The sequence below is a fragment of the Flavobacterium calami genome, assembly GCF_038290035.1.
GTDB classification, from domain to species: Bacteria; Bacteroidota; Bacteroidia; order Flavobacteriales; family Flavobacteriaceae; genus Flavobacterium; species Flavobacterium calami.
In genome coordinates this window covers 32841-45681 of sequence record NZ_JBBYHS010000019.1, presented here as the reverse complement: position 1 = coordinate 45681, position 12841 = coordinate 32841, and the positions used below count along the sequence as shown (strand labels likewise).

Annotated in this window: 10 protein-coding genes; 5 read left to right on the top strand and 5 right to left on the bottom strand. The window is 34.9% G+C overall.

The window, feature by feature from the left end:
* The first annotated feature begins 57 nt into the window (after nt 1-57).
* The 4 genes from AAEO57_RS16940 (at nt 58) to AAEO57_RS16925 (ending at nt 6125) form a co-directional block, all read left to right on the top strand.
* Nucleotides 58-1971 (top strand): DUF294 nucleotidyltransferase-like domain-containing protein, encoded by a 1914-nt coding sequence (locus tag AAEO57_RS16940; RefSeq protein WP_341694218.1) that lies wholly within the window; start codon nt 58-60, stop codon nt 1969-1971.
* A 2-nt stretch (nt 1972-1973) separates the two neighbouring features.
* A complete protein-coding gene (locus AAEO57_RS16935; RefSeq protein ID WP_341694217.1) occupies nt 1974-2603 on the top strand; it encodes a 3'-5' exonuclease in 630 nt (209 codons plus the stop codon).
* Nucleotides 2604-2764: 161 nt separating this feature from the next.
* Nucleotides 2765-4240, top strand: coding sequence for a PhoX family protein (locus AAEO57_RS16930; protein WP_341694216.1), 1476 nt, complete (start codon nt 2765-2767; stop codon nt 4238-4240).
* Between the two features lie 73 nt (nt 4241-4313).
* Nucleotides 4314-6125, top strand: a complete 1812-nt coding sequence (locus tag AAEO57_RS16925) for a cytochrome-c peroxidase (RefSeq protein ID WP_341694215.1) — start codon at nt 4314-4316, stop codon at nt 6123-6125.
* Nucleotides 6126-6172: 47 nt separating this feature from the next.
* Here the strand turns inward: AAEO57_RS16925 and AAEO57_RS16920 are convergent, their stop codons facing one another.
* From AAEO57_RS16920 to ychF, 5 genes are all read right to left on the bottom strand, one after another.
* Nucleotides 6173-7087, bottom strand: a complete 915-nt coding sequence (locus AAEO57_RS16920) for a YihY/virulence factor BrkB family protein (RefSeq protein ID WP_341694214.1) — start codon at nt 7085-7087, stop codon at nt 6173-6175.
* A gap of 94 nt (nt 7088-7181) precedes the next feature.
* Entirely contained in the window at nt 7182-7484 is a 303-nt protein-coding gene (locus AAEO57_RS16915; RefSeq protein WP_341694213.1) for a hypothetical protein, read from the bottom strand.
* Nucleotides 7471-7692 carry a hypothetical protein gene (locus tag AAEO57_RS16910; RefSeq protein WP_341694212.1) on the bottom strand — a complete coding sequence of 74 codons (222 nt, stop codon included), beginning with the start codon at nt 7690-7692 and terminating at the stop codon, nt 7471-7473. Before AAEO57_RS16910 ends, AAEO57_RS16915 begins: the two co-directional genes overlap by 14 nt.
* Nucleotides 7693-7699: 7 nt before the next feature.
* Nucleotides 7700-8377, bottom strand: coding sequence for a TIGR02117 family protein (locus AAEO57_RS16905; protein WP_341694211.1), 678 nt, complete (start codon nt 8375-8377; stop codon nt 7700-7702).
* A 337-nt stretch (nt 8378-8714) separates the two neighbouring features.
* Nucleotides 8715-9809: a redox-regulated ATPase YchF gene (ychF, locus tag AAEO57_RS16900; RefSeq protein WP_341694210.1), complete on the bottom strand. Its 1095-nt coding sequence runs from the start codon at nt 9807-9809 to the stop codon at nt 8715-8717.
* Nucleotides 9810-10102: 293 nt separating this feature from the next.
* On the opposite strand from ychF, the gene AAEO57_RS16895 reads away from it, so the two are divergent.
* Nucleotides 10103-12805: a TonB-dependent receptor gene (locus AAEO57_RS16895; RefSeq protein ID WP_341694209.1), complete on the top strand. Its 2703-nt coding sequence runs from the start codon at nt 10103-10105 to the stop codon at nt 12803-12805.
* Nucleotides 12806-12841: the final 36 nt, after the last annotated feature.

Sequence of the window (12841 nt, the reverse complement as noted above, 5' to 3'; positions counted from 1 at the left end):
GAAATTTATTTCTTTTACAATACTGTTTTCTATTCTAAATTCAGAACTTAATTCAATATGAAAAATACTATTTCACACAGAGTTGCCGATTTTTTGAAGAACTTCCCTCCTTTTAATCTTTTGAATCAAAAAGATCTCGAAAAATTATCTGAACAGATTTCTATCATTTATAAAGAAAAAGACTCGATAATTTTTTCTGAGAATGAAAAGACACATGATTCTTTTTATGTTGTTCACAAAGGCGCGGTTGCTCTTAAGAAGAATCAAAAAACCCTTGACATGTGTGACGAAGGGGATATTTTTGGATTAAGACCTCTTCTGGCACAGGAAAATTATGTTATGGAAGCCAGTACGTATGAAGAAAGTATTTTGTATGCGATTCCGATTGCGGTTTTTAAACCTTATGCCTTAGAGAATAAAGACATTGGTAATTTCCTTATCGAAAGTTATGCTTCGAATACTAAAAACCCTTATTCTGAGGTTCATAAAAACAATTTGTATGGCGAAGTTGTTGCTCAGCACCAGCAGAATAATGACAAAGAATTTTTTGATTTACAACCCGTAAAATATTCCAAAAAGATTGTTACCTGCGGTCCTTCAACCACAGCAAAAGAAATCGCTAAAATCCTGACCAAGAAAAAAGTCGGAGCTATTTTGATTGTTGATGAAATGCTCCCAATCGGAATTATTACGGATAAAGATTTGCGTAACAAAATCGTTTCAGGCGACTACCCTATTACAACACCTGCCGAAACTATTATGACATCGCCCGTTATTACCTATTCAAAAAAAATGACGGTTACCGAAGCTCAAATGGCAATGATCAAAAGTAATATCAGTTATTTATGTCTTACCAAAGATGGAACAGTAAATACAAAGGCTGTTGGTATTTTGTCCAAACACGACCTTATGGTTTCGCTGGGCAATAATCCGGCCGTTTTGATTAAAGCTTTAAAAAGAACTACAAAAGTTAAAGAAATCAAGCCGATTCGCGCACAGATTATGCAATTACTGCAGGGATATCTGGACCAGAATATCCCGATGACGCTAATTACAAAAATCATAACCGAATTAAATGATGCCTGCGTAACCCGTGTTATTGATATTTCGCTGGAAAAAATGCATACGCCACCTCCTGTTAAGTTTACCTGGCTGGCGCTGGGAAGCCAGGGTCGTGACGAACAGATGCTTCATACCGATCAGGATAATGCGATTGTCTATGAAAATGTATCTGAAGTTTTTAAGGATGAAACTAAAGCCTATTTCCTAAAATTAGCTACTCACATCAATAAAGGGCTTTTTACTATTGGTTATGAATATTGCCCTGCCGAAATGATGGCGTCCAACCCAAAATGGTGTATGAGCCTTGACGAATGGAAAGATCAGGTGGCTTACTGGATTAAAAATCCTGGTAAAAATGAGGTCTTGCTATCATTTATCTTTTTTGATTATAGTGTAAAATACGGAAACCGTGAAATTGTTGACCAATTATCAGATTCGATTTTTGAAAATGTAAAAGCCAATCCTATTTTTTATGTCCATTTGGTGAGTGGTGCTTTGCAAAGTCCCTCGCCGACTGGTTTTTTCAGGCAATTTTTAGTGGAGCAGGATGGCGCCAACAAAGATCAGTTCGATATTAAAAGAAGAGCCTTAATGCCGCTGACAGATGCTGCAAGGGTTTTAATTTTATCGCATTCTGTAAAATCGATCAGCAACACAGCGGAACGTTTTGAAAAACTGGCAGAACTTGAACCTCAAAATAGTGAACTTTATTTATCCTGTTCGTATTCGTTTAAAGCCTTATTGAAATTCAGAACCAAACAAGGGCTTTTACACCATGATTCGGGTCAGTTTATCGCTTTGGAATCCCTTTCGAAAATGGAGAAAATAAAACTGAAAAGAACTTTTAAAACTATCAAAGAACTTCAGGAATTAATTTCGGTACGTTTTAATGTTTCTAATATTGTATAAAAATGAGTTTATTTAATTTTTGGCAAAAAGAAGAAGAAAAGTTTTTCGATGAAAACATTACCATCGAAGAAACACGTTTTGTAGTGCTGGATACCGAAACCACAGGTTTTGATTTTACAAACGATCGCATTTTATGTATTGGAGCACTCGTTTTGCAAAACGGCACAATTTCGGTTCAGGATAGTTTTGAGGTTTATATAGAACAGGATCATTATGACGAGTCAACTGCCCAGATTCATGGTATTCTGAAAGATTTTGTTGTAAAACGTCCTTCAGAATCAGAAGCTTTAAAACAGTTTTTAGATTATTTGGGAGATTCTGTTATTATCGCACATCATGCCTATTTTGATATTACTATGATTAATCGCGCTCTGGAAAGAAACGGTTTACCTGAGTTAAAGAACAAATCACTGGATACAGGGGTTTTGTATAAAAAAACATTAATAAAATCGCATCTCTTCGAAAGAAAGGATCATTATTCTCTGGATGATCTTGCGGATAAATTTGATATTTCAAAAAAAGACAGACATACTGCTTTAGGAGACGCTTACATTACAGCCATCGCTTTTTTGAAAATTGTAAAAAAACTAAGAGAGAAAAAAGAAGTTTCTTTAAACCAACTATTTAAATAATTATGAAAAAATTATGAGGGTTAAATTTACATATATCATATAATTTTACCATTTCATAATATATTCCTTATTATTTATTAGCAATAACAAAAAATTGACATAACATCCATTTTGTTTTTCAGCGATAGCTTTGCTACAATCAAAAAAACAAAAAAACAGTTATGAAATTTAATTTTTTAAAATCTATTGCATTACTTGGAATTACAGGACTTTCTGTAATCAGCTGTCAAAATGATGATGAGGGCGATAAAACAAACAAAGACATTGATTTTACCACAAAATCAAAAGTTCCTGCATTTGTTTACGCTCAGCCAGGTTTCGAAAATCTGCAAATTTCAACTTTAATCTCTACCACTGATGTATTGCCGGAAAGTCCTTCTTTCATTTATGCTGGTCAGCCGGATGGTGCCGGATTTATGAAAAATCCAAATGGTGAGGGTTATGTAATGATTACGAACCACGAAATCATACAATCAGTTTCAAGAGTTTATTTTGATAAAACTTTAAAACCTGTAAAAGGAGATTATATCGTTGATGCTGTAGGAGGTCAGACAAGACTTTGTTCTGCTACATTGGCAACACCTGAAATTCATGGTTTTGGACCGATATTTTTAACTGCAGGAGAAAGCGGTCAGGAAAGTATGGTTCACGGTATCAACCCACTTGCACCAGCAACTGATAAAAACAGAAAAGACAGGGTTTTACCTGCTTTAGGGAAAGCAAGTATGGAAAATGCTGTTCCGTTAACAAAAGAAGCTTACCCTGGCAAAAGTGTTATTATCATGGGAGAAGATCAATCTTATGCAGCTTCGCATGCAAGTGCCGGTCAGGTAATTATGTATGTTTCTACAGTTGGAGATCTAAATAACGGAAAATTATATGCTTTAAAAAGAAATGACAACGTTCAGGTAGAAACTACAATGACTGTTGGAAATTCTTTCGATGTATCATTTGTTGAAATTCCGAATGCCAAAAATATAACGGGAGCTGAAATCAATACCACTGTAAACGACTTAAAAGCAATCCGTTTTTCAAGAGTGGAGGATGTCGATTACAGAAAAGGATCTGCAAAAAATAACAGAGAAGTTTATTTTACAGCTACCGGACAATCTTCAAACGGCACTACTCCTGTAGAAGGTTATACTATGTGGGGAAGAGTATATAAATTAGTTCTGGATGAAAAAGATCCTTTAAAAGGAAAACTTGAATTAGTGGTTGAAGGCGATTCTACACCAGGTACTGGCGTGATCAATCCTGATAACCTTTGTGTAACTGACAATTATGTTTACATTCAGGAAGATGGCGATAGTTATTATGCTAATGCTAAACATGACTCATACATCTGGCAATATAATATTGCTTCCAAAACAAATAAACCGTGGTTAACCATGAACCATAAACGTACAGATGCAGCCTGGAATACTTTATACAACCAATCTGGCGAAATGAGGTTTGGAAGCTGGGAATATGGCGCCATGGAAGATATCTCAGATGTTATTGGTGTTCCAAATACTTTTACGTTGAATATCCACCCTCATACCTGGCAAAACGATACGTTCAAAAATGCTGATGGTTCAGGAGTGACTACAAGTAAAGAAGGCGGTCAAACTGTAATTATTCGTAACGTACAAAGATAATTTTACAAAAATTCAAACAAAAACAATCCAATTTTCATTGGGTTGTTTTTGCTATTTATAAAGTAATTCTAAAATGAAAATTGATTTAATCAAAAAAATATTTTTTTCTATTCTCTTCTCTATTTTAATTTTATTTACCAACTGTACAAAAGAAAAAACAGAAACTTCTGTAAAGCAGGATCTTCTAATTGACCTGGAAAAACTTGAAAATAAAATAACCCATTTCAAAAAGATTGCTGAAAGCGAAAAGGATTCCAAAAAAATTCAGGAAAGTTTTAAAGCTACAAGGGCTTTATATAAAAAAACAGAATGGGCAGTAGAATATTTTGTACCTGAAACGGCGAGATTTATTAATGGCCCCGCTTTGGATGAACTTGAGGTTGAAGAAAATAAGTTTTTGCCTCCAAATGGTTTTCAGGTTATTGAAGAGCTCATTTTTCCTGAATATGACACAAACAACAAAACAGATTTGATTCGGGAAATAGCGATTATGCACGCCAATATCGTACAGGTAAAACAACATTTGGATGCAATAACTATTGAAGAAAAACATATTATTGATGCCGCCCGATTTGAGGTTTACCGAATTTTAGCATTAGGAATCACCGGTTTTGATTCACCTGTAGCACAGGAATCCATTAACGAAGTTGCCCCTGCTTTGGTTTCGGTTGAAAATATTGTTTTGAAAACCTTTAAAAATAATTCTAAGGAATCCATCGATTTAAAGTCACAATTAAAAAAGACAGTTTCAAACAGCATTTCATATTGTTCCAAAAACAAAGTCTTTAATACTTTTGACAGAGCTACATTCATTAAAGATTATCTGAATGTGATTTCGAAAACAATTTTTGAATTACAAAAGCAAAACAACATTGTAAATGTCAATAAAAACAGTGCTATCAATCCAAATACTGCTACTCTTTTTGAAAAAAATGCTTTCAATGTTAATGCTTTTATTCCCTCTACAGAATATGCTTATTCGGAGGATAAAGTAGCTTTAGGTAATCAATTATTTTACGATACATCAATCTCAAAAGATCAGAAAAGAAGCTGCGCAACTTGTCATATTCCTGAAAAAGCTTTTACAGACGGGCGAAAAACAAATCTTTCTCTTGACGGTTTCGATTTACCGAGAAATACGCCAACCCTCACTTATGCGGGTTTACAAAATGCCTTGTTTTGGGATTTAAGACAAATTGATTTAGAAAAACAAAGCGTAGATGTTGTACAAAATGAACAGGAAATGCATGGTTCATTCAGCCAGATTATTCCTTTAATCAATAAAGATAAGAAGTACAAGGCTTTATTTGAAAAGGCTTTTCCTAAAAACAATAAAATCGAAGAATGGCAATTACAAAACGCTATTGCCTCTTACATTCGTTCATTGAATGATTTTGATTCTAAATTTGATTTATACATGCGAGGTGAATCAAATGAATTTAGTGAAGAGGAAAAACTCGGATTTAATCTTTTTGCCGGAAAAGCAAAATGTGCTACCTGTCATTTTATTCCTTTATTTAACGGAACCGTCCCTCCAAATTACAGTAAAACAGAACAGGAGGTAATTGGAACTCCAAAAGATAAAACCGCAAAAGAAATAAGTCCGGATTTAGGAAAATATAATCAATTTAAAATGGATCAGCTTAAAAATGCCTTTAAGACACCTTCTATCCGAAACGTTGCCAAAACAGCTCCTTACATGCATAATGGTGTGTTTACCACATTAGAAGAAGTCGTTGATTTCTATAATAAAGGAGGCGGAAAAGGTTTAGGTTACGCAGTAGACAATCAAACCCTTCCTTTTGACCAGCTTAAACTAAGCAAAAAAGAAGAATCTGCCTTGGTAGCGTTTATGAAAACCCTAACTGATAAAAGATACCAATAAATTTATAATGAATATATACTGGGTGTCAAAAAATGCACCCAGTTTTTTTATTGAGGAATTTCAAAAATCTCCTTTTTAATTTCGACAGAATAATCATTTGGAGAAATATTTCCTCCTAAAATTTTTGCATAGACTTTGGTAAACTCAGCTCCGAAATATAAAATAATTGCCGAATAATAGACCCATACCAATATGATGATAACAGATCCTGCTGCACCATAAACTGTTGCAATAGTTGAACTTCCCAAATAGAACCCGATAGCAAACTTGCCAATCATAAACAGGACAGATGTAAATCCGGCACCAATAAAAGCGTCTTTCCATTTTATATTTCCATCAGGTAGTGTTCTGAAAATAATAGCAAAAAGAAGCGCAATACTTCCTAAAACGATTAAGATATTAATGACATAAAACAGATATACTGTGCTTTCCGGAAAGTAAATCTTTAATCTGGCATTCAAAACATCCAAAGTAGCATTAAGCATTAAACTAACCAGCATTAGAAACCCCACTGAAACTATCATCGAAAACGACATGAGTCTGTTTTGCACAAATTTCTTAAGGCCTTTATTCGGTTTTGCACGCAATCCCCAGATATAATTGATTGAGCTCTGTATTTCTGCAAAAACCCCGGAGGCCCCTACAAGCAACATAATAATACCAAAAACGGTAACAAAAACATTACTGTCTGAAAGCTGAACATTTTTGATTGCTTCCTGAATTTGTTTGGCGGCATCGTTTCCTACCAACTCATTTATCTGACCATACAATTGGCCCGTTACGGCTTCTTCACCAAAAAAGAAACCGCAAATAGTGATAATAATAATCAATAATGGCGGTAATGCGAAAATAGTGTAATACGATAAAGCAGCACTCAATTTTATAGCGTCATCTTCTATAAATTCTAAAAAAGTTCTTTTTAGCAAATACCATGATTTAGAAAGAATACTATGATTTTTCATTTGCTCTTTTTTTGATGTTCTCTCAAATTTAAGCAATATAAAAAATCCCTAATTCCTGATTTTTAATCGAATTTTACATTTTTACCATGTGAACTTATTTTGAAACCTTTGTATATTCCTGATCAAATCCTAATTTTTTAATTTTTAAAATCTTTTTGAATTCGCCTCTTGTTGGTTTAATTAAATATGAAATTGAGTCTAATCGTTTACCTTTAATTACGGTTACTGAGTCAAGTTTAGTTAAGTCGTCTCGCAAATAGACATCTTTTATTTTTAGAATATTATTATCTAATGATACTACTTCCATTTTCCAAAAAACAGAGTCTCGAGTACTTAAAACTAATTGTCCATCAATGCGTTTTGCTTTATGATTATATGATAATCTAAATTCTATCATCATCAATTCTTAAAAAAGTAGAATCTGAAGTCATATATAATCCTTTAAATTTAGGAGGAAATCTTCTTAATTCAGAATCGTTAACGGGTTGAGGATTTTCAAAGTAAAAAGTTACACATCCATCACAAAGTTCTGTTGCCGCTGCATCTGCTTTTTTGCAAGCACTTAATACCATAATAAAAGCAATAATTAAAATTACCTTTTTCATCGCTTAATCATTTATAATGACAAAATATCCCTTTATCATAAACTGTCCACAAACTTGCTTTTTGGTTGGCGGCTTTCAAAGCGTTATTTGCCCAGGTATTGCAGGTATAAAAAAGACTGTAACTGCCTTTTGCTTCGTAAAAAGCATCTTTTTTTCCGTAGCTGTGACCTTCAATCCATTGTGGATGAACAGGATCACTGAAACTGTCTGAAATATAAGTCACCAGATTTTGATAATTTTCTTTTGAAATCAGGATTCGTTTGCAGTCATCGCCTTCTTTTAATTGTTTAAAAAATGTGGTATGCATGGCTGATGAACTTACACCAAATGCGGCTTTTAAGGCCGTACTTGCTTTTAAATCTGACCATTCCGGTGTATCCAGATAAAAGCCTTTGTCTCCCCATCCAAAAGCAATATAATTCATCAAAGAATCTTTTGATTGTGTCTGACTGAACCGGATTTCGTTTCGCCAGTCTTTGATTTCGTTCTTAACGGGAACCACAATATCTGTGTGAACACCGTTTGAAAGAATATAAATCGGAACAGCATTTTGTTCTTCTTCCTGAGCAATATCAGAATTTACAGTGATTTTTGAAATTAGAAAAACTGATGAAATGTATAACGCAAGGAAAGCGAAAATTCCGAAAAGGGTCCAGCCTAGAAATTTGAAAGATTTTTTTAGCATTTTGATTGGTTTTTAGATTTAGTTATTGGTTGATTTTTCTGTAACCAATTTTTGAGCCAAAGTTTTGCTCGTTTTTAATTTGTTTGCGAAATAGTAAGCGGATTTTACAGATTCGCTATTGCCAAAACGCGGATTTACACAGAATTTTTTTAGATTGTCAGGCTGAGCACAGTCGAAGCCCATCCACAGATTGGTAATACTTTATGGAGCTTCTTTCGGAGCTTCGACTCCGCTCAGCCTGACATTGAATGCGTTTAATTTTAGACATAAAAAAACTGCTGAATTTCTCCAGCAGTTATCTATTCTCTTTGTTCTTTCTTCTATTTTCCAGAAAAAATTATACGTTAAAACGGAAGTGCATCACATCCCCATCTTTCACCACATATTCTTTTCCTTCTACCCTGAATTTTCCAGCTTCTTTAGCTTTTGCTTCTGAACCATACTGAACGTAATCGTCATAAGAAATTACCTCTGCACGGATAAATCCTTTTTCGAAGTCAGTGTGGATAACTCCTGCCGCCTGTGGCGCTGTTGCTCCAATATTAATAGTCCAGGCACGAACTTCTTTTACACCGGCTGTAAAATAAGTCTGCTGTTTTAATAATTTGTAAGCTGCACGAATTAAAACGGAAGCTCCCGGCTCTTCTAATCCCATATCTTCAAGGAAAACCTGACGCTCTTCATAGCTTTCTAATTCTGTAATATCAGCTTCTGCTCCTACTGAAAGTACAATAACTTCAGCCTCTTCATCTTTTACCAATTCACGAACCTGATCTACATATTTGTTACCGCTTACTGCTGAACTTTCATCAACATTACAAACATATAAAACCGGTTTTGCAGTAATTAATTGGAAAGCCTCCATCAAAACTTCCTCATCATTGTTTTGAGGAACAATTGTTCTGGCAGATTTTGCCTGTAATAAAGCTTCTCTGATTCTGTTCAATAAAGCTTCTTCAGTCTGCGCTTCTTTATTTCCGGTTTTTGCAGCACGTTTTACTTTTTCTAAACGTTTTTCGACTGTTTCCAAATCTTTTAACTGCAACTCAATATCGATCGTTTCTTTGTCACGAATTGGGTTTACATTTCCGTCAACGTGTACAATATTATCATTGTCAAAACAACGTAAAACGTGAATGATAGCATTACACTCTCTAATGTTTCCTAAAAACTGGTTTCCAAGACCTTCACCTTTACTTGCCCCTTTTACCAAACCTGCAATATCAACGATATCTACAGTTGCCATTTGAACACGCTCTGGTTTTACCAATTCCTCCAATTTGTTGATTCTCGGATCCGGAACGTTTACAACACCAATATTAGGTTCGATTGTACAAAACGGAAAGTTCGCACTTTGCGCTTTTGCATTAGATAAACAATTAAATAATGTTGATTTTCCAACATTTGGTAATCCTACAATTCCTGCTTTCATCTGTTTGTTTCTGTATTATTTTACTCGGCCTTTTCTGTTTAGGCTTAACATTAATCCTTGTAATTTATTCTTTATGAATTACTTGTTTCTTCTAATTTATGCCAAACTGATATTTTTGGCTTTAAAATTTTGCAAATATAAGATTTAATAACTCGGGAGTGAAGTAAAAATGAGTATTAATCTATTTTTAGAAGTATTCTTTAAAATTTTTAAACTTTTTACCAACCTTTTGTTAAAAAACAGTATTTTTATAACAAACAAAGAACCAAAACAAACCAAAAAATTACACAACCATGAAAAAGATTGCATTATTTTTATTTCTGATAAATTCAGCTTTTCTTTTTGCCCAAAAGGAAGTCTCGGGCACCGTTAAAGACAAATCAGGCGCTCCTCTGCCTGGTGTAAATGTTGTCGAAAAAGGAACAACAAACGGAGTTTCTACCGATTTTGAAGGTAGCTTCAGTATTAAAGTAAAAGAAGGAGCCACTTTAATTTTTACTTATGTCGGATATGCAGCTGTAGAAAAGCCCGCTTCAGGCAGTAAAATAGAGGTTGTTCTCGACGAAAGCGGCGGTCAGGTATTGAGCGATGTTGTAGTCGTGGGTTCGAGAAGTGCTAAAAGAACTGTAGTAAATTCGGCTGTTCCTATTGATGTTATTAATGTAAAAGAGGTTACCACGCAAAGCGGAAAACTGGAAATTAATGAATTATTACAATATGTTGCTCCATCATTCAACGCCAATAAACAATCCGGTTCTGATGGTGCCGATCACGTTGATCCTGCTTCTTTGAGAGGGATGGGACCAGATCAGACTTTGGTTTTAATTAACGGAAAAAGAAGGCATCAATCGTCTTTAATTAATTTATTTGGAACACGCGGACGTGGAAATACCGGAACCGATTTAAATGCAATTCCGGCTGCTTCTATCAAAAGGATTGAAATTCTGAGAGACGGAGCCGCTGCCCAATATGGTTCTGATGCCATTGCCGGAGTTATCAATATTGTAACCAATGATAATGTAAAAGAATTTACCGGCGCAATAACGTACGGAGCATTTAATACCGACGCAAAAGGTGATTTCCCTGAAGGAACTGCCAATACAAAAGGATATAGATTAGACCAAAACGGAAATGGAAATTCTTTTGGTAAAGATCAGGATTTTGATGGCGGCTCTGTAAAAGTATCTGCTAATTATGGCGTTCCAATTGGCACAAAAGGTGGTTACGTAAATGTTACAGGAGAATTTTTAAACAAAAACAAAACTTTACGTCCTGGATTTGATTTTCGAAAAGGTTTTGGCGAAGCTTCTATTCAGGGTGTAAACTTATTTGTAAATTTTGCTATTCCAATTTCTGATAAAACTCAATTTTATGCTTTTGGAGGAAGCAACTTTAGGGATACTGACGCTTATGCTTTTACCCGAAATGATGGAGAAAGAGTTGTAGAGGAAATTTATCCTGGAGGCTATACCCCAAGGATTACCTCAAAAATCAATGACAACTCCATCGCTGCCGGAATCAAAACCGAAACTTCCGGAGGCTGGAAATGGGATTTTAGCAATACTTTAGGGAAAAATAAATTTCATTACGACATAAAAGGAACTCTAAATGCTTCACTCGAAGAAAATTCTCCTACAGAATTTGATGCAGGAGGCCATAGTTTGCTTCAAAACACTACCAATATTGATCTTTCTAAAAATTATGGAGACATTCTTGGAGGTTTAAATTTAGCTTTTGGAGCCGAATTCAGAGTGGAACAATTTGAAATTTTTGCCGGGGAAGAAGGTTCTTATGCGACCTACGATACAAACGGCAATCCGATTACTGATCCAACTACACAAAGTGCTCCGATTGACCCAATTTCCGGAGAACCACGTCCCGGAGGTTCTCAGGGATTCCCGGGATATAGTCCGGCAAACGAAGTAAATGAAAACCGTACTAACTTCTCCTTATACACCGATGCCGAATTAGATGTTAGTAAAGCTTTTATGGTAAGTGGCGCCATCCGTTACGAGAATTACAGCGATTTTGGAAGCACCGTAAACGGAAAACTGGCCTCAAGACTTAAAATCACAGATAAAATTAACTTAAGAGGTTCTGTCAGCACTGGTTTCCGTGCGCCTTCTCTAGCACAGATTTATTATAATTTACGTTTTACCAATTTTAGTTCTGCAGGTGCAACAGAAGTTTTATTAGCTCCAAATGACAGTGAAATTACAAGAGCTTTTGGAATCCAGAAATTAAATGAAGAAAAAGCATTTAACGCATCATTAGGATTTACGGCTAATTATGGAGATTTTACTGCAACTGTTGATGGTTATCTTATCAATGTAGATGACCGAATTGTATTAACAGGCTACTTTGATGCATCTCATTTGGGAACAAATGTTGATAAAGCACAATTTTTCGTAAATGGCGTAGATACAAAAACAACAGGCCTTGATGTGGTTTTGGCCTGGAAAAAAACAATTAATGAAAATCGATTTGGAGCCACTTTGGTTGGAAACATCAATGATATGAAAATCGATAAAGTAAAAAATGGCAATTTAGATGAAAAAACTTTTTTTGGAGAGCGTGACAAAGCTTTTTTACTTGCTTCTGCTCCACCAAATAAATTTGGTCTGAACCTAAATTACGGTAGAAAATGGTTTGATGCAGGACTGGCATTTACCAGATTCAGCGAAGTAAAATTATTAGATTATCAAATGGATGAAGATCCTGAGGATTACAGAACTGATCCGTCTGAAACTGATGAGCAGGTATTTGCAAACCAAAAGAGAGCTGCGACAGATACTTATGGCGCAAAAATAGTAACAGATTTGACTTTAGGTTTTAAACTCTCTAAATCAACCAAATTAAGTATTGGTGCCAATAACTTACTAAATGTTTATCCTGACCAACAAGATGACTGGGTTGAAGCAGGAGGTTATTGGGATGCTGTACAAATGGGATTCAGCGGAGCTTATTACTATGCAAGGCTTGGATTTAATTTTTAATCCTAAAAATATAAAGCAAAAAACCTGAGCAACAAC

Excerpts from the sequence above, each read along its gene's own strand:
- AAEO57_RS16905 (WP_341694211.1), bottom strand. The coding sequence starts at position 8,377 with ATGCTAAAAAAATCTTTCAAATTTCTAGGCTGGACCCTTTTCGGAATT.
- AAEO57_RS16940 (WP_341694218.1), top strand. The coding sequence starts at position 58 with ATGAAAAATACTATTTCACACAGAGTTGCCGATTTTTTGAAGAACTTC.
- AAEO57_RS16920 (WP_341694214.1), bottom strand. The coding sequence starts at position 7,087 with ATGAAAAATCATAGTATTCTTTCTAAATCATGGTATTTGCTAAAAAGA.
- AAEO57_RS16930 (WP_341694216.1), top strand. The coding sequence starts at position 2,765 with ATGAAATTTAATTTTTTAAAATCTATTGCATTACTTGGAATTACAGGA.
- AAEO57_RS16925 (WP_341694215.1), top strand. The coding sequence starts at position 4,314 with ATGAAAATTGATTTAATCAAAAAAATATTTTTTTCTATTCTCTTCTCT.
- AAEO57_RS16915 (WP_341694213.1), bottom strand. The coding sequence starts at position 7,484 with ATGATAGAATTTAGATTATCATATAATCATAAAGCAAAACGCATTGAT.
- ychF (WP_341694210.1), bottom strand. The coding sequence starts at position 9,809 with ATGAAAGCAGGAATTGTAGGATTACCAAATGTTGGAAAATCAACATTA.
- AAEO57_RS16935 (WP_341694217.1), top strand. The coding sequence starts at position 1,974 with ATGAGTTTATTTAATTTTTGGCAAAAAGAAGAAGAAAAGTTTTTCGAT.
- AAEO57_RS16910 (WP_341694212.1), bottom strand. The coding sequence starts at position 7,692 with ATGAAAAAGGTAATTTTAATTATTGCTTTTATTATGGTATTAAGTGCT.
- AAEO57_RS16895 (WP_341694209.1), top strand. The coding sequence starts at position 10,103 with ATGAAAAAGATTGCATTATTTTTATTTCTGATAAATTCAGCTTTTCTT.